General features: G+C 31.8%; 25 protein-coding genes and 7 tRNA genes. 28 read left to right on the plus strand and 4 right to left on the minus strand.

Annotated elements, in window-relative coordinates; translation table 11 throughout:
* The first annotated feature begins 256 nt into the window (after positions 1 to 256).
* From ACJDU8_RS05735 to ACJDU8_RS05745, 3 genes are all read left to right on the plus strand, one after another.
* Entirely contained in the window at positions 257 to 853 is a 597-nt protein-coding gene (locus tag ACJDU8_RS05735) for a TraR/DksA C4-type zinc finger protein (protein WP_406791197.1), read from the plus strand.
* A gap of 119 nt (positions 854 to 972) precedes the next feature.
* Positions 973 to 1,695 (plus strand): EcsC family protein, encoded by a 723-nt coding sequence (locus ACJDU8_RS05740; protein WP_406791198.1) that lies wholly within the window; start codon positions 973 to 975, stop codon positions 1,693 to 1,695.
* A 561-nt stretch (positions 1,696 to 2,256) separates the two neighbouring features.
* Positions 2,257 to 3,612: a citrate/2-methylcitrate synthase gene (locus ACJDU8_RS05745; protein ID WP_406791199.1), complete on the plus strand. Its 1,356-nt coding sequence runs from the start codon at positions 2,257 to 2,259 to the stop codon at positions 3,610 to 3,612.
* Between the two features lie 158 nt (positions 3,613 to 3,770).
* On the opposite strand, the gene ACJDU8_RS05750 is transcribed toward ACJDU8_RS05745, so the two are convergent.
* Positions 3,771 to 5,075 carry a M18 family aminopeptidase gene (locus ACJDU8_RS05750; RefSeq protein ID WP_406791200.1) on the minus strand — a complete coding sequence of 435 codons (1,305 nt, stop codon included), beginning with the start codon at positions 5,073 to 5,075 and terminating at the stop codon, positions 3,771 to 3,773.
* A gap of 335 nt (positions 5,076 to 5,410) precedes the next feature.
* Between ACJDU8_RS05750 and ACJDU8_RS05755 the strand changes: the two genes are divergently transcribed.
* From ACJDU8_RS05755 to ACJDU8_RS05770, 4 genes are all read left to right on the plus strand, one after another.
* The gene (locus ACJDU8_RS05755) at positions 5,411 to 6,247 is read left to right on the plus strand and encodes a methyl-accepting chemotaxis protein (protein WP_406791201.1); all 837 of its coding nucleotides are present in this window, start codon (positions 5,411 to 5,413) and stop codon (positions 6,245 to 6,247) included.
* A gap of 355 nt (positions 6,248 to 6,602) precedes the next feature.
* On the plus strand, positions 6,603 to 8,006 hold the full coding sequence (locus ACJDU8_RS05760) for an NAD(P)/FAD-dependent oxidoreductase (protein WP_406791202.1): 1,404 nt from the start codon (positions 6,603 to 6,605) through the stop codon (positions 8,004 to 8,006).
* 86 nt (positions 8,007 to 8,092) lie between these two features.
* A complete protein-coding gene (locus ACJDU8_RS05765; RefSeq protein WP_406791203.1) occupies positions 8,093 to 9,379 on the plus strand; it encodes an adenylosuccinate synthase in 1,287 nt (428 codons plus the stop codon).
* Positions 9,380 to 9,514: 135 nt separating this feature from the next.
* A complete protein-coding gene (locus tag ACJDU8_RS05770; RefSeq protein WP_406791204.1) occupies positions 9,515 to 10,264 on the plus strand; it encodes an acyl-[acyl-carrier-protein] thioesterase in 750 nt (249 codons plus the stop codon).
* Between the two features lie 14 nt (positions 10,265 to 10,278).
* Here ACJDU8_RS05770 and ACJDU8_RS05775 read toward each other — a convergent pair whose 3' ends face one another.
* Positions 10,279 to 11,508, minus strand: coding sequence for a BaiN/RdsA family NAD(P)/FAD-dependent oxidoreductase (locus ACJDU8_RS05775; RefSeq protein ID WP_406791205.1), 1,230 nt, complete (start codon positions 11,506 to 11,508; stop codon positions 10,279 to 10,281).
* A 165-nt stretch (positions 11,509 to 11,673) separates the two neighbouring features.
* On the opposite strand from ACJDU8_RS05775, the gene ACJDU8_RS05780 reads away from it, so the two are divergent.
* From ACJDU8_RS05780 to ACJDU8_RS05815, 8 genes are all read left to right on the plus strand, one after another.
* Entirely contained in the window at positions 11,674 to 12,045 is a 372-nt protein-coding gene (locus ACJDU8_RS05780) for a CoA-binding protein (RefSeq protein WP_406791206.1), read from the plus strand.
* Between the two features lie 216 nt (positions 12,046 to 12,261).
* Positions 12,262 to 12,336, plus strand: a tRNA-Glu gene (locus ACJDU8_RS05785).
* 8 nt (positions 12,337 to 12,344) lie between these two features.
* Positions 12,345 to 12,420, plus strand: a tRNA-Val gene (locus ACJDU8_RS05790).
* Positions 12,421 to 12,425: 5 nt separating this feature from the next.
* Positions 12,426 to 12,502: transfer RNA gene (locus tag ACJDU8_RS05795), tRNA-Asp, on the plus strand.
* Positions 12,503 to 12,612: 110 nt separating this feature from the next.
* A tRNA-Glu gene (locus ACJDU8_RS05800) sits at positions 12,613 to 12,687 on the plus strand.
* An 8-nt stretch (positions 12,688 to 12,695) separates the two neighbouring features.
* A tRNA-Val gene (locus tag ACJDU8_RS05805) sits at positions 12,696 to 12,771 on the plus strand.
* A gap of 5 nt (positions 12,772 to 12,776) precedes the next feature.
* A tRNA-Asp gene (locus ACJDU8_RS05810) sits at positions 12,777 to 12,853 on the plus strand.
* A gap of 5 nt (positions 12,854 to 12,858) precedes the next feature.
* Positions 12,859 to 12,934, plus strand: a tRNA-Thr gene (locus ACJDU8_RS05815).
* A gap of 63 nt (positions 12,935 to 12,997) precedes the next feature.
* Here the strand turns inward: ACJDU8_RS05815 and ACJDU8_RS05820 are convergent.
* The gene (locus ACJDU8_RS05820; protein ID WP_406791207.1) at positions 12,998 to 13,984 is read right to left on the minus strand and encodes an ATP-binding protein; all 987 of its coding nucleotides are present in this window, start codon (positions 13,982 to 13,984) and stop codon (positions 12,998 to 13,000) included.
* Entirely contained in the window at positions 13,977 to 14,972 is a 996-nt protein-coding gene (locus ACJDU8_RS05825) for a DnaD domain protein (protein WP_406791208.1), read from the minus strand. The genes ACJDU8_RS05820 and ACJDU8_RS05825 overlap by 8 nt, the downstream gene beginning before the upstream one ends.
* A gap of 215 nt (positions 14,973 to 15,187) precedes the next feature.
* Between ACJDU8_RS05825 and ACJDU8_RS05830 the strand changes: the two genes are divergently transcribed.
* The 13 genes from ACJDU8_RS05830 to ACJDU8_RS05890 all read left to right on the plus strand — a co-directional run bounded on the left by ACJDU8_RS05830 (position 15,188) and on the right by ACJDU8_RS05890 (position 26,245).
* Complete coding sequence (locus ACJDU8_RS05830) at positions 15,188 to 16,249, plus strand: NAD(P)H-dependent flavin oxidoreductase (RefSeq protein ID WP_406791209.1); 1,062 nt, start codon at positions 15,188 to 15,190, stop codon at positions 16,247 to 16,249.
* 26 nt (positions 16,250 to 16,275) lie between these two features.
* Entirely contained in the window at positions 16,276 to 16,752 is a 477-nt protein-coding gene (locus tag ACJDU8_RS05835; protein WP_406791210.1) for a MarR family winged helix-turn-helix transcriptional regulator, read from the plus strand.
* Entirely contained in the window at positions 16,745 to 17,722 is a 978-nt protein-coding gene (locus ACJDU8_RS05840) for a beta-ketoacyl-ACP synthase III (protein WP_406791211.1), read from the plus strand. Before ACJDU8_RS05835 ends, ACJDU8_RS05840 begins: the two co-directional genes overlap by 8 nt.
* 37 nt (positions 17,723 to 17,759) lie before the next feature.
* Positions 17,760 to 17,984, plus strand: coding sequence for an acyl carrier protein (locus ACJDU8_RS05845; RefSeq protein ID WP_406791212.1), 225 nt, complete (start codon positions 17,760 to 17,762; stop codon positions 17,982 to 17,984).
* 23 nt (positions 17,985 to 18,007) lie between these two features.
* Positions 18,008 to 18,952: an enoyl-[acyl-carrier-protein] reductase FabK gene (gene fabK, locus ACJDU8_RS05850; RefSeq protein ID WP_406791213.1), complete on the plus strand. Its 945-nt coding sequence runs from the start codon at positions 18,008 to 18,010 to the stop codon at positions 18,950 to 18,952.
* 15 nt (positions 18,953 to 18,967) lie between these two features.
* Positions 18,968 to 19,906: an ACP S-malonyltransferase gene (gene fabD, locus ACJDU8_RS05855; protein WP_406791214.1), complete on the plus strand. Its 939-nt coding sequence runs from the start codon at positions 18,968 to 18,970 to the stop codon at positions 19,904 to 19,906.
* A 10-nt stretch (positions 19,907 to 19,916) separates the two neighbouring features.
* Entirely contained in the window at positions 19,917 to 20,663 is a 747-nt protein-coding gene (gene fabG, locus ACJDU8_RS05860) for a 3-oxoacyl-[acyl-carrier-protein] reductase (protein WP_406791215.1), read from the plus strand.
* Positions 20,664 to 20,688: 25 nt separating this feature from the next.
* The gene (fabF, locus tag ACJDU8_RS05865; protein ID WP_406791216.1) at positions 20,689 to 21,927 is read left to right on the plus strand and encodes a beta-ketoacyl-ACP synthase II; all 1,239 of its coding nucleotides are present in this window, start codon (positions 20,689 to 20,691) and stop codon (positions 21,925 to 21,927) included.
* Position 21,928: 1 nt separating this feature from the next.
* Positions 21,929 to 22,444, plus strand: a complete 516-nt coding sequence (gene accB / locus ACJDU8_RS05870; protein ID WP_406791217.1) for an acetyl-CoA carboxylase biotin carboxyl carrier protein — start codon at positions 21,929 to 21,931, stop codon at positions 22,442 to 22,444.
* A gap of 85 nt (positions 22,445 to 22,529) precedes the next feature.
* Positions 22,530 to 22,982 carry a 3-hydroxyacyl-ACP dehydratase FabZ gene (gene fabZ / locus ACJDU8_RS05875; protein WP_406791218.1) on the plus strand — a complete coding sequence of 151 codons (453 nt, stop codon included), beginning with the start codon at positions 22,530 to 22,532 and terminating at the stop codon, positions 22,980 to 22,982.
* A 24-nt stretch (positions 22,983 to 23,006) separates the two neighbouring features.
* Positions 23,007 to 24,350 carry an acetyl-CoA carboxylase biotin carboxylase subunit gene (locus ACJDU8_RS05880; RefSeq protein ID WP_406791219.1) on the plus strand — a complete coding sequence of 448 codons (1,344 nt, stop codon included), beginning with the start codon at positions 23,007 to 23,009 and terminating at the stop codon, positions 24,348 to 24,350.
* A 109-nt stretch (positions 24,351 to 24,459) separates the two neighbouring features.
* Entirely contained in the window at positions 24,460 to 25,335 is an 876-nt protein-coding gene (accD, locus tag ACJDU8_RS05885; RefSeq protein WP_406791220.1) for an acetyl-CoA carboxylase, carboxyltransferase subunit beta, read from the plus strand.
* Positions 25,336 to 25,399: 64 nt separating this feature from the next.
* Positions 25,400 to 26,245 carry an acetyl-CoA carboxylase carboxyltransferase subunit alpha gene (locus ACJDU8_RS05890; protein ID WP_406791221.1) on the plus strand — a complete coding sequence of 282 codons (846 nt, stop codon included), beginning with the start codon at positions 25,400 to 25,402 and terminating at the stop codon, positions 26,243 to 26,245.
* Positions 26,246 to 26,346: the final 101 nt, after the last annotated feature.

Genomic DNA, 26,346 nt, shown 5'->3' on the forward strand with positions numbered 1-26,346 from the left:
TACCACTCTAATTTATATATTCTATCTTGTTCTCATATTATAATATGAAAAATAAAATAAATAGTTTTATTTTTATTGTATGTTTTCTAAAATTGAGTTATTAATAATTATAAGGTATTTATTAAATAACCTTTTGTATCCATTTTACCGTACTTGTTAGTTGTTATCAAGAGAATTTATAATTATAGAATAAATGATGTTCTTTTAGTTAAAATAAATGTATGTTTAAATATAAATGAAAGGTGTTTCTATGATTATGGATGATAAATTATTACAAAGTTTAAAAGATAAATTAAAATTACAAAAGGATGAAGCATGCCATTTATTAAAGCAAATGGAGAAAAATGAGACAATAAAATCAAATACTGAAGTTTCCTCAGAGTTATCTTGCTATGATAATCATCCTGCAGATAATGCTGGTAATATATACGATAAAGAGAGGGGGATGGCTTTTCAGAAAAATGAAGAAATTATTATAAGGAAAATAGATGATGCCTTTAAAAGTATAGAAAATGGAACTTATGGCATATGCAAAAAATGTGGAAGAAATATAAATAAGAACAGATTAGAATCTATTCCTTATGCACAATATTGTATTGACTGCCAGAAAAGCATTGACAATGTAAAACCTGCGGAAAAAAGAAATAGACCTGCAGAAGAAGATGTTCTTAGACATACTCTGGACTGTGGGTATAATAATCAAGTTGAATTTGATGCAGAAGATAGTTATCAATCAGTAGGAAGATTTAATAAAAGAAAAAATATAGTTGAAGAGTACGAAGATGAGGCTGAAGAATATGTTGAGCCTATAGAAAGAATAAGCAATGAACAATATAAAAACCAATTACCTTAGAGAGAATTAAAATTATATGTAGATTAAATATATAAAAATAGTGTAAAATTGATTTTTAGTTGGGGGGATTTTTATTAAAGTCAATATTTTTTATTTAAACTTATAAAACAAGGAGTGATATGAATTTGTATGAAGGTAAGGTTTTAAAAGAACTGTCAGCCTGGCAGGAAGAAATGACCAAAAAGCCGGGTTTTACAAATAATTTTACCAAAGGTATTCAAAAAAGAATAAGTGGCATTATCCCTGAAAAGGCTAATATTATAATCACTAAATCTGTAAAGGGTATGGTAAATGCGGTAATATTTGGCTGTAAATATATTTCCAAAAGTCCGCTGCATAGTTCTAGCTTAAAAAATAGAGAAAATCTGGTGAAAGAAAAAATAGAATTTTACAGGAAAGCTGCAATGTTAAGTGGTGCAGGAACTGGTGCAGGAGGAATTCTTTTAGGATTAGCAGATTTTCCCATACTTTTAAGTTTAAAAATGAAATTCTTATTTGATGTAGCAGGTATTTACGGTTTTGACTTAAATAATTATAAGGAGCGGTTATATATATTGTATATATTTCAAATAGCATTTTGTAGTCAAAAGAGAAGAAATGAAGTTTATAATATTATGTTAGATTGGAATAATCATTCTAATTCCCTTCCAATAAATAAAGATGATTTTGACTGGAGAACTTTTCAGCAGGAGTATAGAGATTATATCGACATTGCAAAGATGCTGCAAATGGTACCAGGAATCGGTGCAGTAGTAGGTGCATATGCCAATTATAAACTTATGAATAAACTTGGTAATACGGCCATGAATGCCTATAGACTTAGAATTTTAAATAATAAGTAGTGAATGTTATTTACAGTATTAATAAAATTTAATTTATTCATTTGTAAGCTGCAAGGTTTATTTATAACAGGATCATAATTTACATGTCTTTTTTTGCTTGATTCTTCAGTAGTGAGAGTATATCAGAGTATCTTAATAACAGTATTTCTTATAAATTATTAAAAATTGATTGAAAAGTGTAACTTTTTTCTGTATAATTTAGTATATTATATGCTTATATAATTTAAGTGATAGATTATTCTTATAGAAACTTAATTTTTTGCTTATATTAGTGCTCTTTAGTTATGTGTTTTTATTTGTTTTTGCAGAGTAATATCAACATAAGTAGCACTTTTTTATTGATGTAAGTAATATCACTTTAATGCTTATTTCTTAGCCTTTCTTGTTAGTTTCTAAGTTTTAGTCAGCATTTTCATAAGGATTTAAAAACTTTATATGTTGGCCATATTAGGAATTTTGATTTTTTGAAATAAATCGAAAAATGCAGCATTTTCGATGTAGAAGTTAAGGACTTACCATTATGAGAAGAACTATAAATAATAATTTGTGAGGTAATATATTATGGATAATATGAATTTAGAAGAATTTGAACGGGGTCTATCCAAGAAGTTAAAGAATTCTATTGATCCGGAATTATATAATAAATACCAGGTTAAACGTGGTCTTAGAGATGCAGACGGAAGAGGAGTACTTGTAGGCTTAACAGAAATTGGAGAGGTACATTCATATATTATAGATGAAAATGAGGTTATTCCAATTCCAGGAACTTTGATGTATAGAGGTATTAATATACAATATATAGTGAATGGTTTTCTTAAAGATGATCGTTTTGGCTTTGAAGAAGTAGGTTATCTATTACTTTTTGGTGAATTGCCTAATAAAAAAGAACTTGATGATTTTACAAAGCTTCTTTCAAAATATAGAAATCTGCCTGAAGATTTTGTACGTGATATGATATTAAAAATGCCCAGTAAAAATATAATGAATTCTATGGCAAGGAGTGTATTAGCTCTTTATAGTATTGATGATAATGCTGATTCTACTTCAATAGATAATGTGTTAAAACAGTGTATTAGACTCATAGCTTATTTCCCTTTAATCGGAGTTTACGGCTATCATGCATTTTCTCATTATCATAAAAATAAAAGTCTTATTATTCACAGTCCTCAGCCGAATTTAAGTACTGCTGAAAATATTTTATACATGCTTAGGAATGATAGTAAGTATACTAAACTTGAAGCCAAACTTTTAGATCTTGCACTTGTACTTCATGCTGAGCATGGTGGAGGTAATAACTCTTCCTTTGTTACTCATGTGGTAACATCGTCAGGATCGGACACTTATTCAGTGACTGCAGCAGCTCTTGGTTCTCTAAAAGGTCCAAGACATGGCGGGGCGAATCTTAAGGTGGTTGAAATGTTTGATAATATGAAGCAGAATTTAAAAGACTGGAATGATGATGAGAAAATTAAAGATTATCTTATGAAGTTACTTAATAAAGAAGCGTTCGATCGGTCAGGACTTATCTACGGAATAGGACATGCTGTATACTCCATTTCTGATCCAAGAGCTGTTATTTTTAAAGAGTATGTTGAGAAGCTTGCTAAGGAAAAAGGCTTAGAAGCCGAATATAATCTTTATGCAAAGGTAGAAAAACTTGCATCTGAATTAATGAAAGCTAAGGTTCATAAAGATGTTAGTGCAAATGTTGATTTTTATTCAGGTTTTGTATATAGAATGCTTGATATACCAATTGAAATGTTTACACCTATTTTTGCTATTTCAAGAATAGTAGGATGGAGTGCACACCGTATTGAAGAAATTATAAATAACGGTAAAATTGTTAGACCTGCATTTAAATGTGTTTCTAAAAGACGCAAGTATATTCCACTGGAGAATAGAACAAGTAATTTTTAGATTCAGGCAGAGTTTTACTATTTAGCTTTTTATTTTAAATAAAAAATTGTAAGCGTAGATTAAATTTAATTTGTTGCTTACAATTTTTATCTATTTTATGTAGCCTTCACTCATAAGCTGAATTGGCATGAAAAATTTTATATACTTAATGTGTTTAATTATAAATTATAAAATACTTTAAAAGAATTTAATGCATATATATAGTCTTTTACTCCTGCCAGTTCTCTTATAGAATGCATTGACAAAATGGGAATCCCCATATCTATACATTCCATATTAATATGACTGGAAGATATAGGACCTATAGTTGATCCACCTCTTTCATCTGAATGATTTACAAATATCTGAACTGGAATTCCAGCTTTGTCACATATACTTTTGTATACAGCACTAGATACACTGTCTGTGGTGTAGCTTTGACTGGCACTTATTTTTATAATAGGTCCCTTGTTGATAATAGGTCTATTTGTGGGATCTGACTTTTCTTCATAATTTGGATGAAGTGCGTGGCCTAAGTCACAGGATATCATAAATGATTTTGATATGGCCCTATAAAATTCATCTCTATTTTTACCTAAATTGAAGGCTATTCTTTCTAATAAAGATAATAGCATAGGGGAATTTGCACCTTGTTTTGTAGTGCTTCCTACTTCTTCATTGTCAAAGCATACCATTACATTTGTATTATTTTTAACTTTTATATCTGAAATTGCTTTTATTCCTGAATATACCATACTTAAGTCATCTAATCTTCCAGAGGATACGAATTCTCTGTTGGCTCCGATTATACTACCTTTTTCGAATTCGTATAAAAATAAATCAAAATCCAGTATATCTTCTTTAGCCACAGATAACTCTTTACATATAATTTCAGTAAGGTAATGTTTATTTTTAGATTTATCGTTTATAAGGGCCAAAAGGGGAAGAAGGTGCTTTTGCTTACTTAGTCTAACCCCTGAATTTACATCTCTATTCATGTGTATGGCTAGATTTGGTATTATCATAAGAGGTCTATTTATATTTATAAACTTTATGTGGGGATAAAATGGATTTTTTCCCTTTAATACAACTCTCCCTGCCATTGAAAGAGGCCTATCCATCCATGTATTTAATATAGGGCCGCCGTATACTTCTGTATTTAATTTTATATAAGCATCTCCTACGTTTATATCAGCATTGGGCTTTATTCTAAAACATGGAGAATCAGTATGAGCGCCTATTATTCTAAAGCCATCTTTTTCTAAAGCTCCATTTCCAACTGTAAATGCAATAAGTGCAGAATCATTTTTAGTTATAAAATATTTTTTGCCTTTTTCTAAATTCCATGAGTTTTCTTCTTTGATTTCATCAAATCCTAATTTTGCAAGAAAATCTGTTGCATTTTTCACTGCATGGAATGCTGTAGGACTTTCGTAAATATAGTTTATAAGTTCTTCCACTTCTTGAATTTCATAAGTTTCCATAATTCCTCCTAAGGACATCTTTTTTAGAATTTTTCTGTTAATTTATATTTATAGTTTATTAAGTAAATTATACATATTCAATATAAATTTTATATAGTAGTTTGAAGTTCTTTACAAAATGTAAAAGAATCAATTAAAAAAAGATGTGAAAAATGAACTGCATACTTTAAATATACAAATTATTCATTTATAATTAGTTTATATAACAATAATTTAATATAATTTTTATTATAATTATTACAATTCATTTAATTTTAACATTATTTGGTTTTGAAATAGTGAAACGTAATATAAAAGTCTAAATATGCCTAAAATAATAGGGGGTATGTAATTTTATGGCACAATCAATTTTTACAAACGAAATACTACAATCATTCTATAATCTACTACCATATTTACCGTTTTTTTTTGATGATGATGTATCCTTTGCAATTGTAGACAAAGATGAATATTTAAAAGTACAAAACAGTGATAGTTTAAAATTTAAAATAAAGAAAGGAGATAAAGTACCAGAAGGAGGCGCTATAGCAGAAGCGTTAGAAACAGGAAATGTAGTTATTAGAGATGTACCTAAAGAAGTGTATGGCATACCATTTAAATCTTATGCAGTGCCTATAAAAGATCATGAAGGACGTGTACAAGGGGCTGTTGTAGTAGGAAAAAGTATAACTACAAGGACGGAAGTAGTGGCTCTTGCACGAAGCGTACATACTTCTCTTGAAGAAATATCTGCATCAATTCAGGAACTTTCTTCTGGGGTAGGTGATGTAGTAGAAATGAACTCGGAAGTTTTATCTAGTGTTCAAGAGGCAAGTGAAAATACAAAACACACTAATGAAATATTGAATTTTGTCCATGGTATTTCATCTCAAACAAATTTACTAGGACTAAATGCTGCAATTGAAGCTTCACGTGCTGGAGAATCTGGAAGAGGATTTAATATTGTTGCTAAAGAAATTAGGAAATTATCCACATCAACTAGTGAATCTATAAAAAGCATTAATTCTGTATTGAAAAATATTGAAGATTCCATCAGAATTATTGATAATGCAATAACTGAATCCACTACTATTTTTAAAGATCAGGCAGATAACTTAGAGAAAATAACATATTCCATTAAAGAATTAAATTCAAAAGCACAGACTTTAGAATCCCTTTCAAAAAAGTTATAAAGTTTATAACATATAATTTAAATATTATTTATAAAATGTTAAAAAAGTAAATAACTATTTCATATATATGACATGATATTGTCACAATAGTTGTGTAAAATAACCATACTAACATAGAACTCATCAAAATTTAAAAAATAATATAGATCTCCCTTATGAAAAATAAGTACCGGCAACTGGCTGGTGCTTATTTTATTGTTTTGAAGAATTGCTTTAAACTGTGAATTTTTTAGATAATAAAGGATAGTTTTCTGCAGAAATTTACGAATTTTGATAGAAAGTTAATAAAAAATATTCGTACTATTTATTGACTGTATCATTCAATTTTGATACCATGTTGTAGGAGGGATGCTACTTGAAGGAAAAATATGATGTCGTAATAATTGGAGCAGGTCCGGCAGGAATATTTGCTGCATTAGAGACTACTAGGCTTAACAAAGATTTAAGTGTATTAATAATTGATAAAGGTAGGAATATAGAAAGCAGAAAATGCCCCGCAAGAATAAATGGAAAGTGTATAAATTGTAGTCCATGTGGTATCACTTCTGGCTGGTCAGGTGCGGGAGCTTTTTCAGATGGAAAACTTTCTTTAAGTCCAGAAGTTGGAGGCAGAATATTAGAATATTTTTCAGAAGATGAATGTGAGAAATTAATAAAATATTGCGATGATATGTATTTAAGTTTTGGTGCCAATAAAACTATATACGGATTGAACAATGAAAAGGTAGATAAAATAAAATATGAAGCAAGTAAATATAATATTCGTCTTGTAGAATGTCCCGTTAGGCATTTGGGAACAGAACTGGCCTATGAAGTGTTAAAAAAGATGTATTATCATCTTTTAAATGATACCAATACAGAGTTTATTGAACTTACGGAAGTAGAAGATATATCAGTTGAAAATGATGTAGCAACTGGAGTTTTAGTTAAAAATAAATATGGTGAAAAAAAGATTTCAGCAAAATATGTTATAGTTGCTCCAGGCAGAGGTGGGGCAGAATGGTTTTCAATTCAAGCTAAAAAATTAAATTTGAGAACTACAAATAATGCTGTAGATATAGGAGTAAGAGTAGAAGTACCTAATTCTATAATGGATCATTTAACTAAGGATTTATATGAGGCAAAGCTTGTTTACTATTCAGATACTTTTGACAATAAAGTTAGGACTTTCTGTATGAATCCAGGTGGTGTTGTATCGGAAGAGCATTATGATGGTACTATAGCAGTTGTAAATGGCCACAGTTATTCAGAAAAGGAGCTTAGGACGGAAAATACAAATTTTGCCATGCTGGTTTCTACTTCTTTTACAGAACCATTTAATCAGCCTATAACTTATGGTAAATATATTGCAAAACTGGGAAATATGCTTACTGGAGATGGCATAATGGTTCAAAGGCTGGGGGATTTATTAAATGGCAGAAGAACTGATTATTCCAGACTTAAAAAATCTACTACCATACCAACTCTCAAATCAGCAGTACCAGGAGATTTGAGTTTTGTCTTGCCCCAGCGTTGTTTAACATCTATCGTTGAAGCATTAAGGGCTTTTAATAATATTGCACCAGGACTTTATAGTAAAAATACGTTACTTTATGGTGTAGAAGTTAAATTCTATTCCAGTAAGTTTGAAACTAATAATAGATTTGAAACATCTATAAAAAATTTATATGCTATAGGAGATGGTGCTGGTATTACAAGAGGACTTATGCAGGCTTCCGTAACAGGGGTAGTAGTCGCAAGAGACATAATCAGTAAGTAATTTGGATAAAAATTTTAAATATTATTTTGCAGTTGAAATTATATTAATTATAAGTTTCAGGCTATAAAAAAGGGGAGGAAATTCTCATGTCAGCATTTATTGTTTTAGGGTCCCAGTGGGGTGACGAAGGAAAAGGTAAGATGACAGATTATCTTGCAAAAGATGTAGATGTAGTTGTTAGATTTCAAGGTGGTAATAATGCAGGCCACACAGTTAAAGTAGGAGATAAGGAATATAAACTTCACATTATACCATCGGGAATACTTTATAGAGATAAGGTTAATGTTATAGGAAATGGGGTAGTACTTGATCCGGAAGCATTATTTCAGGAAATGGATTATTTAGAAAAAATAGGAGTGCATATTTCGCCAGAGAACTTAATGGTAAGTGACAGGGCGCAGCTTATAATGCCTTATCATAAGGTATTAGACGGAATAAAAGAAAGATCTAGGGGCAAAAAAGATATAGGAACCACTGGAAAGGGAATCGGACCTTGTTATACAGACAAAATGGAGAGAAGTGGTATAAGGGTTTGTGATTTTATAGATGAGAGTATATTTAAGGAGATTCTAAAAGAGAATTTAAAAATTAAAAATGATATAATAACAAAAGTTTATGGAGAGAAAGCTTTAGATTTTGACTCAATATATGAAAAGTACACGGAATATGGAAGAAAGCTGGCTCCTTATGTTAAGGACATATCTGTAGAGGTTTATAATAGTATAATTAATAATAAAAAAGTGTTATTTGAGGGTGCACAGGGTACATTATTAGATATAGACTATGGAACTTATCCATATGTTACTTCTTCAAGTACTATTGCAGGAGGAGTGTGTATAGGAGCAGGAATAGGCCCAACGTTGATAACGGGTGCTATAGGGGTTGCAAAGGCGTATACTACAAGAGTGGGTAAGGGACCTTTCCCTACAGAACTTTTTGATGATACAGGGGATTGGATTAGAAAAAATGGACGTGAATATGGAGTTACTACAGGAAGAGCTAGAAGATGTGGATGGTTAGATTTAGTAATACTTAAAACCAGTAGTAGAGTTTCAGGACTTACAAATTTCGCTATTACTAAAATAGATACTTTAGGTGGACTTGAGAAAGTAAAGGTGTGTACAGGATATAAATTTAATGGGAAAATTATAGATTATGTACCTGCAAGTTTACAGGATTTGGCCAAATGTGAACCTATATATGAAGAATTTGATGGCTGGGATGAAAGTATTCAAGATGCTAAAACATATGATGATTTGCCTGAAAATGCTAAAAAATATTTAGATAAAATAGCAGAGTTTACTAATACAAAAATATCTATAGTTTCTGTAGGGCCAGGAAGAGATCAAACAATAAATTTAAATAATATGTAATTTGTCATAATGATTAACAATTGAAATTTGAAATTTCACTTTTAAATAAATCTCTAAGATTAATTAGAATTTGTTTAAAGGTGAAATTTTTATTCTATAAAAAAGATAATAAAGATAATTAGGAGGGAAGGTACAGTGGAAAGGTCAACTTTTAAAAAAGAATATGAAGTTCAATATTATGAAATAGATTTTAAGGGGAGATTACTTATAACAAGCCTTATGAATTATTTTGGAGATATAGCTACAAAGCATTCGGAGGTTATAGGAGGAGGACTAAATTATTTAAAAGAAAAAGAAATAGCCTGGGTTCTTTATAAGTGGAATATACATATAAATAAATACCCCTATTATGGTGAAAAGATTATTATAAAAACTAAAGCTTGTTCTTTTAAAAAATTTTATGCTTATAGAACCTTTGAAGTTTTTAATAAAAATGGTGATATTATAGCTTATGCAGATTCAGTATGGATTTTAATAGATATTAATAAGCGTAAAATACTTAGAATAACTGAAGATATGTATAAGATATATGGTGTAAGTGAAAAAAATAAAAAATGGTTATCTGTTAAAAAAATAAGACTTCCAGAAAAATTTTCAATACAGAAAAGTTTTCAAGTAAGATATAGTGATATAGATACTAATAAACATGCTAACAATGTTAAATATGTAGATTGGATTATAGAAACTATACCTTTGGATATAGTACTTCACTATTCTATAAAAAGTTTAAATATAACATATGAAAAAGAAGCTCTGTATGGTGAAAGTATAACAATATATACTGAATTAAAAAAGCAAGGTGAAGGGTATATATCTGTTCATAAAATTGTGGATAAGGAAGGTAAAAAGTTATCCCTAATAGAAGCTATTTTAGAAAATAAATAAAAAAGGCTGATGAATTATATTTCAGCAGCACTTTTTCCTGCCATAAATCCAGAACTCCAGGCCCATTGTAAATTGAAACCACCACAGTCACCATATATATCTAATATTTCTCCGGCAAAATATAAATTCTTTATTTTTTTAGATTCCAGAGTTTTGGGATTTACCTCGTAGGTATCAATACCTCCAGAGGTAACTTGTGAATTTTTGAAAGAATTAGTATCCCACACTGTAAATCTCCAGGATTTAAGCAAATTATATATGTTATTTTTTTCCTTCCAATCTAACTCATAACAAGGTTTATGTATATTTTCTACCATAGCTTCATTTAAAAGTATGGGTATTATTTTCTTATTTACAATTCCTATCAAGGAATTATAGACACTTCTATAATTAAAAATTCCCCAGTGGTTTTCTAAAAGTTCTATTAGTTCTTCTTCCTTAAAGTCTGGAAGCATATCAATTTTTAATTCAACAGATTTTTTATTAAATAAATTATAGGATGCTATACCGCTGATGTTTAGTATAGGGGGACCTGATATTCCGTAATCGGTAAATAATAGTTCACCCTGTTCTTGTTTTATTATTTCATCATCTGCCAGTATAGTCACACTGCCATTAAATTTTACTCCGGAAAGGGCCTTTAAACGATTATATTTTAGCTTTAACTGTACAAGGGCAGGAAGAGGGGATATTATGTTATGACCCAGTTTTTTGCATATGCTAAAACCTGAACCGTCAGAGCCAGTGTTAGGTGCCGATTGGCCGCCAGTACATAGTATAAGTTTTTTACATTCGTATGTCCCATCCTGGCAAGATATTTTAAAGTATTTTTTAGTGTATATAATATCTTTAACTTTAGAATTGAAATAAACAGGAATATGTCTATCTTCAAGAGCCATCTTTAGTATGTCTAATACAGAAGATGCCTGAAGTGAGAGAGGATACATTTTACCGTTTTCCAAAGTTGTAAGAGGTAATCCCAGAGAATGGAAGAATGTAATTGTATGATCTACTGTAAAGTTATTCAAAACATTTTTACAAAATTGAGGATTTTTACTGTGATAGTTGCAAGAATTTATATTTTTATTAGTTATATTACATCTACCATTTCCAGTTGACAATAATTTTTGTCCGATTCTGTTATTTGATTCTAAAATTGCTATATCTTTTCCCCTATCTTTTACAGTAATTGAGGCCATTATACCAGAAGCACCAGCACCAACTACTATTATTTCATGAAACAAAAGTATACCTCCTTAAGTTAAAATAAATTTATTACATAAATATATTTTAACTTACTTACATTTTTTTTAGTATAGTTTATAATTAAAATATATAATATATTTATTTTAGATTTGTACATAATATAATTAAAGATATAACTAGATATGTGGAAGGAGTGATAGCTTATGAAGTCCCCTGAATTTTTAAATTACAAAAATTGGGTGGTGGCTGGCAGTGTGTCTGATGATAAAAAATATGCTTATAGAATATTGAATTCTCTAAAACACAAAGGATTTAATGCAGTAGGGATGAATCCTAAAAGTTTGGATGGAGGTGTATATAAGTCTTTAGGTGAAGTACCCTTTAATGTAGATGTATTAGATTTATGTATAAATCCTAGGGTGGGAATTGATGTGGTCAAGGAAGCCAGTAACTTAGGAGTAGATAAAATATTAATACAGCCAGGTGCAGAAAGTGATGAAATATTAAGTTTTTGTAATGATAATGGAATAAATTTTGTAGAAGGATGCGCACTTATTGAACTATCAAAGCTATAGGGTATAAGCTAGGATGTGAATTTTCAGTTGATAATGAGTAAAAGGTTTATATGAGTTTTAGATCTAAGAATTAGACTGAAGTGTTGATATATAAGGATTTTAGTAGAAATATAGAAAAACATACTTAAGAATATAAAAAAAAGTGTTGACACTTTGGCAAATATTTTGTATTATAGAGTATGTCAGGCCGCTGGATAGGTCTGATGTGTAAGTTAAGGCCCCTTGGTCAAGCGGTCAAGACACCACCCTTTCACGGTGGTAACAGGAGTTCGATTCTCCTAGGGGTCACCATTTTATGTGGGCGCATAGCTCAGCTGGGAGAGCATCTGCCTTACAAGCAGAGGGTCACAGGTTCGAGCCCTGTTGTGCCCACCACATACGGCTCAGTAGCTCAGATGGTTAGAGTGCCGGCCTGTCACGCCGGAGGTCGAGGGTTCGATCCCCTTCTGAGTCGCCATGCCTAATAATATTTATTAGGTTATAAGTAGTTTTTAGCTTAAATGTGAGAAGTCTACTCTGCGGTGAGAGAGTTACTCAATTTAAGTTAAAATGTTAAGTTTATTTTGAGGCCCCTTGGTCAAGCGGTCAAGACACCACCCTTTCACGGTGGTAACAGGAGTTCGATTCTCCTAGGGGTCACCATATTATATGGGCGCATAGCTCAGCTGGGAGAGCATCTGCCTTACAAGCAGAGGGTCACAGGTTCGAGCCCTGTTGTGCCCACCATATATGGCTCAGTAGCTCAGATGGTTAGAGTGCCGGCCTGTCACGCCGGAGGTCGAGGGTTCGATCCCCTTCTGAGTCGCCATTTTCGCTGGCATAGCTCAGCTGGTAGAGCAACTGACTTGTAATCAGTAGGTCGTGGGTTCGAAGCCTACTGTCAGCACCAAAAATTAAACCCGGTAGATATACTTATGCATCTACCGGGTTTAATTTTTGGTGAATTTTTGTTCTATTTTAAACTTTTACTTTTTATGTTTTTACCTATTCTTATATCTTCTCCAAAAAATTTGCATAGTGTAAATTCACCTAATAGTCTAGAAGAAATCCTTTCGGAATAAGACTTTAAAAGTTCCTCTAAGTCACAATTGGTAGATATAAGCATTTTATTTTGCTTCAATAATTTTCTGTTTATAAGGTTAAATAACTCGGTTTTGGAGAAGTCTGTTATTTGTTCTGAGCCTAAATCATCTATTATTAGCAAATCACAATTTATGATAAGATCTTCTAATTCATTGTTTTCTTTAAATCGTATATCTTTTAAGTCCTGAATCAAAGTTTCAGAGGTTCTATAAACTACTAAAAATCCCCTATCTAATAATTCTTTTGCTATGCAATTGGATAGAAAAGTTTTTCCTGTTCCAGGATTACCATAAAATAATAAGTTCTCTGGAGAAGAAGAAAAATTTTCTATATATTTCCACGATGTAGAGGCTATTTTTTCTATATTCTTTCTAGGGCTGGTAGGTTCACCTTCATTTTTTAAAGGTGAATATAGTCGGAAATTAAAATTGTCAAAATTATTTTTACTGAGTATATTAATTAAATCCGAATTATTATAATATAATTTAATTAATTTTTGTTTATAGCATGTGCATTTTTTATTACCTATAAATCCAGTATCTTTACATTTATTACATTTATAAACCATGTCTAAATAATTTACGGGATAATTATTAGCTGACATAAGTTTAGATTTTTTTATCTTTAAATTTGTAATTTTTTCTTTAAGTTCTTTTAAATATTTATTTTTATATTTTACATCATTTAATATATTTATTGATAATTTCAAACAAAGTCTGCCTATTTCATTTTGAATATCTAATACTTCAGGAACAGTTTTTTTGATTTCTTCTTTTCTTAAGTTCAAAACTTTTTCATTTTCTTGTCTTATTTTTTCATAAATTTTTGTTATATTTGAATGATAACTTTTAATCATTTCTATCCCATCCTAGTAATTTTTTTTCTAAATCTTTAAAATCGTAGTCTCTTTGTTTAAAGTTATTGAAGGAACCTTGGGTAGATTTGTTTTTTGAACTTTTATAGTTGGTAGTAGAGTTAGTTTTTTTCATATCTCTTTTCCTAATGTCTTCAAGAGTTTTAATGCTATCTTTATACCAGCTTGCAAGTATACCGTCAATATATTTAAAATCTGCCTTATTTATTCTTTGAAAGCATATATCACAAGCTTTATATATAATATCAGTAGAAAAATTATAGATTTCTATCCACTTTGAAAGTAATTCTTCTTGGGGCTTCATTATTTCTCCATCTTTTATGCCGAGGTAATTTAAGATTTTTCTTATTTTAATCCATTTATCTTCATGTCTTTTTATGAAGGCCTGGGCATCATTTATATCTTTTATTTTTGCATCAAACCAGGACAGAGCGGTTTTTTCTATGTATCTTATATTAGTTTTACCTTTTAAAGTACAATATTGAACTAATAGAAGTATAATTTCTGGAGAAAAGTTTAAATCATTTAGCCAGCTTATGTACATTGTCATTTCCTCTGGTGATAGCGGTCTTCCTACAGATTTTTCTATATCTTCTAACATATCTTTGACAGAATGCTTATTTAGTTCTTCTAATAAATTTATATTATTCTCTTTTTCAGTCTCTGAATTGGAATTAGATAAGTCTAAAAATTCTATATTGTAATTTCCCATGTTGTCAATTGGAACTATCTTTAGTACATTTTCGTCATTCCAATAGTTCCATGCGTTTAACACATCTGTTTCTAAAAGATGCAGGGTATTTGCCATGATCTGAGAATTAACTCCTAACTCTCCTGACTTACAATACTTTAGTCCAAGAAGATATACCTTTACAAATTCTCCACGTGCTTTAGGCATAAATTTATCTATAAAAATATTGTTTACAGGAGTATAGTTGCTTTCTTTAGTTTTAAACATAAAAGTGCTCATATTATAATTACCTGCCTTTATAAAATACATTTTCAAAAGGTTTATTACTAAATCATTATATCAAACAAAATACAAAAAGTATAATAACCGGATGGTTTTATAAATATGATTGATTATTGGAAAATTTTAAGAGGCTGGACAGTTAAAAGTTTTTAATATATACTTTGATTATCAAAATATTTGATAATCAAAAATTTTTTAAAGGAGAGAGTTAAATGAAATTACCTTCATTGATCATAGGAGATTTAAAGGCTAATATACCTATTATTCAAGGTGGGATGGGTGTAGGAGTTTCCGGATATAATTTGACACAGGCAGTAGCAAATGAAGGTGGCATTGGTGTAATCTCTACAGTTCAAATAGGTTATAGGGAACCAGATTTTGAAACTAATACTAAACAAGCAAATATTAGAGCTCTGAGAAAGGAAATAAGAAAAGCTAGAGAGCTAAGTCCAAAAGGCATAATCGGAGTAAACATTATGGTGGCCATAAGTGATTATGATGAAATGGTAAAAACTTCTGTAGAAGAAAAAGCAGATATAATAATATCAGGAGCAGGCCTTCCACTTAATCTGCCTAAATTAGTTGTGGGAAGTCATATAAAGATAGCTCCTATAGTTTCTTCGGGGAAAGCAGCATCTATTATAATTAGAAATTGGCTTAAAAAATATTCCAGAATGCCAGATGCAGTTGTTGTGGAAGGTCCTGAGGCAGGTGGACATCTTGGATTTCATTTAAAACAACTTGAAGAGGATAAAGAATCGCTAGAAGATATAGTAAAGGAAGTTATTGGTGTTGTAAGAACTTTTGAAAACGGGAAGGATATCCCGGTTATAGCTGCTGGCGGTATATATACAGGACATGACATTGCAAAATTTTTGAAACTAGGAGCAAGTGGGGTTCAAATGGGAACTCGTTTTGTGGCTACTGAAGAATGTGATGCACATATAAATTTTAAAAATGCCTACATAAATGTCAAAAAGGAAGATATAAGAATAATAAAAAGTCCTGTGGGGCTTCCAGGAAGGGCTATAAGAAATAAATTTATACGTCAAGCTGAAAATAGTATGATTACTCCTGATAAATGTTATAGTTGCTTAAAAAAATGTAATCCGGCAAAAACCCCGTATTGTATATCTAAAGCTTTAATTAATTCTGTTAAAGGTAATGTAGAAGAAGGACTCATATTTATAGGTAGTAATGGATATAGGGTAAATAAAATTGTAAAAGTAAAAGAACTTATAAAAGAACTTATAAAAGAAGCAGAAAGTTATTAAAATAGATTATTTAAAGTGGTGATTTAGTGAGCAAAGGTATAAATATTATAAATGAATTATTAGTGGATATTTTTAATGATATTCTGGAAATAGAACAAAAATCTCTTCAATATGTAGCATTTAAGGATTTATCTATTACGGAAATACATACTATAGAAGCTATAGGCATGTATAAACCTAGGAAGATGACGGAAGTCGCCTGTCAACTAGATATAACTCTTGGTACTTTAACTACAGCTATAAATCACCTGGAAAAAAAGGAGTATGCGCTGCGTAGACGCAGTGAGGAGGATAGGAGAATTGTATATGTACAGTTAACTAAAAAGGGTAAGCTTGCATTTAGAGTACATCATAAATTTCATTCTGACATGGTTAAGAGGACTATAGAAGGGTTCACAGAAGATGATGAAAAAATTTTGATCAAATCATTAGAAAAACTTAATAATTTCTTTAAATCAAATTATAACCTTAAAATTAAGTCAAAGGAGAAAAATAATGAATAAAGTAAAAATTGCAGGTGTAGGAAGTTATGTTCCACCTAAAATTTTAGATAATAATGATCTATCTTTAATAGTAAATACCAGTGATGAATGGATAAGAGATAGAACTGGAATAAAACAAAGAAGAATATCCCAAGGAGAGAATACCTCAGATATGGCAACAAAAGCAGCGCTAAATGCAATAAATAGTGCAAATATAAGAGTTGAAGACATCGACCTTATAGTGCTCGCAACAGCTACACCGGATAATTTTATACCTTCTACAGCCTGTATAGTACAGAAGAACATTAAAGCTGTCAATGCTACCTGTTTTGATGTATCTGCGGCCTGTTCAGGTTTCATATATGGATTGGATATTGCAGCGCAGTTTATACGCTCGGGAAGATTTAAAGTGGTGCTTGTAATTGGAGCTGAAACCCTTTCTAAAATACTTGACTGGCAGGATAGGAGTACTTGTATTTTATTTGGAGATGGAGCTGCTGCTGCTATTTTGCAAAGAGGTGATGAGGAGAGTATACTTTCTATATATACAGGTTCAGACGGATTTAAAGGAGATGCTCTCACATGCCCTGCAATACCGGTAAATAACCCTTATGTAGATGTTGTACCAGATTTTCATAAAAGTGTAGTGAAAATGGATGGAAAGGGGATATTTAAATTTGCAGTAAAGATTTTGGTGAAAACTGTAAAAATTTTACTTAAACAGGGGAATTGTACTTTAGAAGAAGTTAAGTACATAATTCCTCATCAGGCAAATTATAGAATAATAGAATGTGCTGCAAAATTATTAAAAATAGATGTAAATAAGTTTTACATTAATTTAGACTTATATGGAAATACGTCTGCAGCTAGTGTAGGAATAGCCTTGGATGAAGTATATAAAAAGGAGCTGGTACAAAAAGGAGATAAAGTTCTTATTATAGGTTTTGGAGGAGGGCTAACTTATGGTGGATTAATGATTGAGGTAATCTGAGGTAATCTAATGACGCATAAGATTCTGGAGGATAAAAATGGTTTTTGAAAAAGTAAGAAAAATTATAGCAGAACAGCTTGGTTTAGATGAAAAGGATATAAGCCTAAGTGCTTCTTTTGAAGATTTAGAAGTAGATTCCCTGGAGTTATTTCAAATAATAATTGAAATAGAAGAAGAGTTTGAAGTTCAAATAGAAGATGCTGAATCAATAAAAACTGTTGAAGATGCGGTAAAAGTTGTGCAGGAAAAATTTGAAAATTAATATAAAAATAGGAGGTCAGGTTTATGATTAATTCTGTGTTTTCCAATATGCTAGGAATAAAATATCCAATTATTCAGGGGGGAATGGCCCGGATTGCAGATAGTTCTTTAGCAGCTGCGGTGTCTAATGCAGGAGGTGTTGGAATAATTACAGGGAACGCACCTCTTCAGTGGGTAAAAAATGAAATACGTAAGACTAAAGAACTCACAGATAAGCCCTTTGGTGTGAACATAATGTTATTGTCAGAAACTGCTGAAGCAGTAGCTAAAATGGTATGTGAAGAGAATGTAAAGGTTGTTACTACAGGCGCGGGAAATCCTGGGAAATATATAGATGTGTGGAAAAAACATAACATAAAAGTTATACCTGTAGTGGCATCGGTAGCATTAGCCAAAAGAATGGAAAGAGCGGGAGTAGATGCTGTTATAGCGGAAGGTTGTGAATCCGGAGGCCATGTAGGTGAACTTACAACTATGGCGTTAGTTCCTCAGGTAGTGGATGCAGTAAATATTCCTGTAATTGCAGCTGGTGGTATAGGAGATGGAAGAGGTGCAGCGGCAGCTTTTATGCTTGGAGCAGATGGAATACAGCTGGGAACCAGATTTTTAGTTGCAAAGGAATGTACAGTGCCCCAGGCTTATAAGAACAGAGTATTACAAGCAAAAGACATAGATACTCAGGTTACAGGGAGACCTACAGGGCATCCTGTCCGTGTTTTAAGAAATAAACTTACTAGAAAGTTTCAATTACTTGAAAAGCAAGGAGCACCTCTTGCAGAATATGAGGAGTTAGGAAAAGGGGCTCTTGCAAAAGCTGTAGTGGAGGGAGATGTAGAAAATGGATCCGTTATGGCAGGACAGATAGCAGGACTTGTACGTAAAGAACAAAGCTGCAGTGAAATAATAGAAGAAATATTTAAAGAATTTCAGCTTAGTATTGAAAAAGCAAGGAGTATGTTTGAAAAATAGTATTTGGAGGTAAACATGGGTAAAATAGCTTTTTTATTTTCGGGACAGGGAGCACAGTATCTAGGTATGGGAAAAGATCTTTTTGAAAACATAGATGTGTGTAAAAAGGTATTTGAAGACGCAGATGGCATACTAGGTTTCCCTATAAGTAATATGTGTTTTGAAGGTCCTGAGGAAGATCTAAATAGGACTGAAAATACACAGCCCGCAATTCTAACTACCAGTATAGCTGCGCTGAAAGCTTTGGAAAGTTTTCATATTAAGGCGGATATTACTGCAGGGTTAAGTTTGGGAGAATACTCAGCACTTGTATGTAGTGGCGTTATGGGTTTTAAAGAAGCTGTGGCTTTGGTGAAAAAAAGAGGCAAGTATATGCAGGAAGCAGTTCCGGAAGGTATTGGCACTATGGCTGCTATTATGGGATTAAATTATACATATATGGAAAAAATATGTAGTGATTGTAAATCTTTTGGAATAGTTGAGCTTTCAAATGTTAATTGTCCAGGTCAATTGGTAATTGGAGGACATATAGAAGCAGTAAAAGCTGCTTGTGCCATGGCTAAGGATAAAGGAGCACGTAAAATAGTAGAACTTTCTGTCAGTGGACCATTTCATACATCTATGTTAAAATCTGCAGCAGAGAAATTAGAAGAAGAATTAAGCAGAATATCTATAAATGAATTTTCCATTCCTGTTGTGACAAATGTTACAGGAGAAATAATAGAAAAAGTTCAGGACATAAAACCTTATTTAAGAAAACAGGTTATGAGTACGGTACTTTTTGAAAAAAGTATAAATACTATGATTGAATCTGGAGTGGACGTTTTTATAGAAATAGGTCCAGGTAGGGTATTAAGCGGATTTGTAAAAAAGATAAATAGAAAGGCGCTTACACTAAATGTTCAGGACATTAAATCATTAAACACTACTGTGGAAAAATTAAAAAATAGATAGGAGATATGCAATGGATAATTTAAATAAAAAAGTAGCTTTAATTACAGGAGGTGCCAAGGGCATTGGAAAGGCTATTACACTTAAATTAGCGGAAGAAGGATTTAATGTAGTGATTAATTACAGGAGCAGCTCAAATCTTATAGAAGGATTAATAGAGGAAATTGAGAAAAGAGGAAGTAAGGCTATTGCTCTTCAGGGAGATGTAAGTATATTTGAGGAGGCAAAAAATATTATAAAAGAGGCAGTTAATGCGTTAGGAAGAATAGATGTATTGGTAAATAATGCGGGAATAACTAGGGATGGATTGATACTTAGAATGAAAGAAGAGGATTTTGACCAGGTTATAAAGGTAAACTTAAAAGGAGCCTTTAATTGCATAAGACATGTGAGCCCTATAATGGTAAGACAGAGGAGCGGAAAAATAATAAATATATCTTCAGTGGTAGGTATAACAGGTAATGCAGGACAGGTAAATTACTCTGCAGCAAAAGCAGGAATAATAGGAATTACTAAATCTACAGCTAGGGAATTAGCTTCAAGGGGAATAAATGTAAATGCAGTAGCACCGGGCTTTATAAAGACGGATATGACAGAAGGATTACCAGAAAAAGTAAAAGAAAACACGTTAAATAGCATACCACTAAAAAGATTTGGAACGGCTGATGATGTGGCAAATGTAGTAGCTTTTCTAGCCTCTCCTAGTGCAGATTATTTGACAGGACAAATAATAAATATAGATGGTGGAATGGTAATGTAAATTTTTAAAGGTTAGGTGAAAATGTATGAAAAAAAGAGTTGTAATTACGGGACTCGGAGCAGTTACGCCGGTAGGGAATGATGTAAATAGTTTTTGGAATAACATAAAAAATGGTGTTTGTGGAATAGATTTTATTAAATCCTTTGATACAGAAAATTTTAAATCAAAATTAGCAGCAGAGGTAAAGGATTTTGATGCTGCAGAAATACTTGACAAGAGAGAAGCTAGAAGGCTTGATAGATTTTCACAATTTGCTATGGTATCTACTGTGGAAGCATTAAAGGATTCAGGGCTTGATCTTGACAACATAGATAAAAACAGATTTGGAGTTTTAGTAGGGTCTGGTATTGGAGGAATAGGGACTATAGAAAAAGAACATAGTACCCTCGTGGAAAAAGGACCTGGTAGAGTCCGTCCCATGTTTATACCTATGATTATAGGAAATATGGCAGCGGGAAATATAGCTATAAAATTTGGTGCAAAAGGAGTATGTACTACAGTTGTTACAGCCTGTGCTACAGGTACAAATGCAATTGGTGAAGCTTATAAAATGATTGAAGCTGATAGAGCTGATATAATGATTGCAGGAGGTACAGAAGCATCTATAACGCCGCTTTCTATAGCAGGTTTTATATCTCTTACGGCACTTAGTAGAAGTGATGATCCTAAAAGGGCTTCCATTCCTTTTGATAAGGAAAGGGGAGGATTTATTATGGGCGAAGGTTCAGGAATTGTCATACTTGAGTCCTTAGAGCATGCTCAAAAAAGAAATGCAGATATATATGCTGAGGTAGTGGGTTATGGTTCAACTTGTGATGCATATCATATAACAGCAGTGGATCCAGAAGGCGAAGGACCTGCAAGGGCCATGGAAATTGCAATAGAAGAGGCGGGCATAGATAAAAGTGAAGTTTCTTATATAAATGCTCACGGCACAGGTACTCCAACTAATGATAAATCTGAAACTAAAGCTATAAAAAGAGCATTTGGCGATGCAGCAAGACACATACCTATAAGTTCAACTAAGTCCATGACAGGACATCTTTTAGGGGCTGCAGGGGCAATAGAAGCTATAATATGTGTTAAATCCCTTCAAGATAATTATGTTCCACCTACTATAGGTTACAGGGAGGCAGATGAGGAATGTGATCTGGATTATGTTCCAAATGAAGGAAGAACGTCGGAAGTTAAATATGCTATGTCTAATTCCTTTGGATTTGGAGGTCATAATGCAGTAATTTTATTAAAAAAGTGGAGTGAGTAATATGGATTTTAAATCAATTGAAAATATTATAAAAATAATGGATAATTCAAAACTGGGATACTTGGAAGTGAACTGGCAGGGTGTATCCATAATAATGAAAAAGCAAGGGGAAGAGGGTAATGTAAAAAATATAAATATTCTTGGAGAAAGTAAAGAAAAGTTAAATATTATTTCAGAAAAACATGAAGATAAAATAGTAAAAACCAATGAGGACAATGTAGATGAATTAGAAATTATAAAAAGTGAAGTAGATTGTGAGGGTAAAAAGAATGATTCTATAAAAGAAATATTATCACCTATAGTAGGTACTTTCTATAGTTCACCTAATCCTGATAAACCTGCTTTTATAAGTGTAGGTTCTAAAGTTAAAAAAGGAGATGTTCTTTGTATAATAGAAGCCATGAAGCTTATGAATGAAATTCAAAGTGAAGTAGATGGAGAAATAACAGAAATTTTAGTTGAAAATGAACAAATGGTAGAGTATGGAGAACCTATTTTCAAAATAAAAACTAACTAAAAATATTTTTTATTCTATAAAGCAGCTTAAAATTTTAGGCTTACTAATTATGCATTTGAAAAAATAGTTTGAAGGAGGAGCACATATGGAAGAACAATTCACGGTGGATTTTGGAGTGCAGGACATAAAACATATTATTCCACACAGGTATCCCTTTTTATTGATAGATAAGGTAAGCTATATGGAGCCAGGAAAAAAAGTCATAGCTTATAAAAATGTTACTTCAAATGAATATTTTTTTCAGGGACATTTTCCAGAAATGCCTGTAATGCCAGGTGTGCTTATAATAGAAGCATTAGCTCAAGCGGGAGCTGTGGCTATTTTAAGTAAAGAAGAATTTAAGGGTAAGATAGCTTTTTTTGGGGGGATAAATAAAGCAAAGTTCAGAAGAAATGTAGTACCTGGAGATACACTGAGATTAGAAATAGAAATTATAAAGATTAAAGGACCTGCAGGAATTGGAAAAGCAATAGCTTATGTAGGAGAAAAAAAGGCAGCAGAAGGAGAATTAATGTTTATGATAGGGGACAAAAATTAAATTGTCAGGAGTTGAGTTTTAAAAGTGTTTAATAAAATTTTGATTGCAAATAGAGGAGAAATAGCAGTTAGAATAATTAGAACTTGCAGAGAAATGGGTATAGAAACTGTAGCAGTCTATTCAGAAGCAGATAGAGATGCTCTTCATACACAAATGGCAGATGAAGCTATTTGCATTGGACCTGCTTCACCTAGAGAAAGTTACTTAAATATACAAAATATAATAAGTGCCACAGTTTTATCTGGGGCAGAAGCTATTCATCCTGGATTTGGTTTTCTATCTGAAAACAGTAAGTTTGCCAGAATATGCAAAGAATGTAATATCACTTTTATAGGACCTACTGCAGAGTGTATTGAAAACATGGGCAATAAATCTAATGCCAGAAATATAATGAGAAAAGCAGAAGTTTCCATCATACCAGGTTCAAAAGAGGCCATAAATTCAGGTGAAGAACTTTTAAAAGTTGCCAGAGAAATAGGATACCCTGTTATGATAAAAGCTTCTGCTGGTGGTGGGGGACGAGGCATAAGAATTGTGCATAAAGAAAGTGAACTTATAAAAAACTATGAAAATGCTAAAGCTGAAGCAAAAATAGCTTTTGGAGATGACACCATATATCTGGAAAAGTTCATAGAATCACCAAAGCACATTGAAATTCAAATATTGGGAGATAATTTTGGAAATATAGTTTATTTAGGAGAAAGAGACTGCTCCATGCAAAGGAGAAATCAAAAATTATTGGAAGAAGCTCCAGGAAAGGTTATAACAGAAGAACTTAGAATGTCTATGGGTGAAATGGCTATACGAGCAGCTAAAGCTGTAAATTACAATAATGCAGGAACTATTGAATTTCTTTTAGACAAAAGCGGTGAATATTATTTTATGGAAATGAATACTCGTATTCAAGTGGAGCACCCCATAACGGAAATGATAACTGGTATAGATATCATAAAAGAACAGATAAAGATTGCCGCAGGAGAAAAATTGAGTTTTTCTCAAGAAGATATAAAAATAAATGGACATTCCATAGAATGTAGAATAAATGCAGAAAATGTGAAAAAAGGTTTTATACCTTCTCCGGGAAGAATAGAAGAGTTATATGTGCCGGGAGGTCCTAATGTCAGGGTGGATAGTGCAGTGTATTCAGGATATAATATTCCGCCTTATTATGATTCTATGATAGCGAAGCTTATTGTATATGGTAAAGACAGAGAAGAAGCTATATGCAGGATGAGAAGAGCTTTAGGGGAATTCGTTATAGAAGGAATAAATACAAATATAGATTTTCAATTTGAATTAATAAATAGTAGTGAATTTATAAAGGGAACCTATGATACAAAATTTATAGAAAAGAATTTTAAATATTAATGAAAAAAAACTAGATATGGTCAAATGGTGCTAAAAGGGAGTTTCTTTTTACAATGTTTTACTATATAATAAATTAACTGGTGAATTTATAAAAGAGGTGATAGAGAGCTTGTTAAATAAATTCTTTAAAAAAACTAAATATATTACAGTTAGTCAACGAGCTTTAAGAGATATTCATGATGATTTTAGTAAAAGGCCCAGTATACCAAATGGCATGTGGGTAAAATGTGATAGCTGTGGCAAGGTATTATATAAGAATGATTTGGAGAAAAATGATAAGGTCTGTTATTACTGTAAATACCATTTTAGGATGAGTGCTGTAGAAAGAGTAGCCTTCATAACAGATGAAGAAAGTTTTTATGAATTTGACAAGGATATGATTGCTGCCAATCCCATAGAGTTTAAAGGATATGAAGATAAAATTAAAGGTATGCAAAATAAAACAGGTATAAAAGAAGCTGTAATAACAGGTAAAGGAACCATAGGAAAAGAAAAAGTGGTAATATGTATCATGGACAGCAATTTCATGATGGGAAGTATGGGTTCTGTGGTAGGAGAAAAAATTACCAGGGCAGTGGAAAAAGCTATAGAGTTAAGATTACCCTTAATTATATTTACAACTTCTGGAGGAGCAAGAATGCAGGAGGGGATTTTCTCATTGATGCAGATGGCGAAAGTCAGCGGGGCAATTAGTAAGCTAAATGAGGAAGGACTCCTTTATATATCAGTACTTACGGATCCTACAACTGGGGGAGTGACAGCTAGTTTTGCTATGCTTGGAGATATAATTTTAGCAGAGCCTGGTGCACTTGTGGGCTTTGCAGGGAAAAGGGTAATAGAACAGACTATAAAACAAAAACTTCCGGAGGGATTTCAAAGTGCAGAATTTTTATTACAACATGGATTTATAGATAGTATAGTTTCCAGAAAAGATTTAAAAGAAACTTTGAGAAAAATATTAGTTATTCATAATAGAAATAGCTAGATAAAAAATGTTTATAATAATTGGTATTTATTATGAATTTTTTTAAATGAAAGGAAGCTTTTGTATGGAGAAATTAGAAAAGGTTCAGAAAATTTTCAATAAAAAACTTGACGGTAAGAATGCCTGGAATAGGGTAACTCTAGCAAGGATGATTGAAAGACCTACTTCTTTAGATTATATACAGAGAATATTTGATTCTTTTATAGAGTTTCATGGAGATAGATATTTTAGGGATGATCCTTCTGTAGTAGGTGGCATTGCATTATTAGGAGGAGAGCCTGTAACTATAGTAGCCCAGCAGAAGGGTAATAATACTAATGAAAATATAAAAAGAAATTTTGGTATGCCAGAACCTGATGGATATAGAAAAAGCTTAAGACTTATGAAACAGGCTCATAAATTTAATAGACCAATTATATGTTTTGTAGATACCCCAGGAGCTTTTTGTGGTGTAGAGGCAGAAGAAAGAGGACAGGGTGAGGCTATAGCCAGAAATTTAATGGATATGTTTAGATTAAAAGTACCTATAATATCCATAGTAATTGGAGAAGGAGGAAGTGGAGGAGCACTTGCTTTTGCTGTTGCAGATTCAGTATGTATGCTGGAAAACTCCATATATTCCATTTTATCACCAGAAGGATTTGCAGGTATACTGTGGAAGGATGCCTCTAGATGTAAAGAAGCGGCAGATGTTATGAAAATTACAGCTCAGGATTTAAAAGGCTACGGTATAATAGATAAAGTGCTGAAGGAACCTGCAGGAGGAGCACAAAAAGATGTAAATAAGATGTCCAAAACTATAAAAGAAGAACTTATAGAAACATTAGATATACTTAGAAAATACTCTAAAGAGGAGTTAATTCAACGGAGGTATAATAAATTTAGATCCATGGGTAAATTCACTGAATAGAATATTTTTAATCTTTAGTGTATGAATTGTCATAAAAATTAAATATTTTCAAGATAAGTGTATGTAAAAAGTTACATATATTTAAGCAATATTTTAATAAT

Origin of the sequence: Candidatus Clostridium eludens, from assembly GCF_045310515.1 — a bacterium.
Lineage (GTDB): Bacteria > Bacillota > Clostridia > Clostridiales > Clostridiaceae > Clostridium_B > Clostridium_B eludens.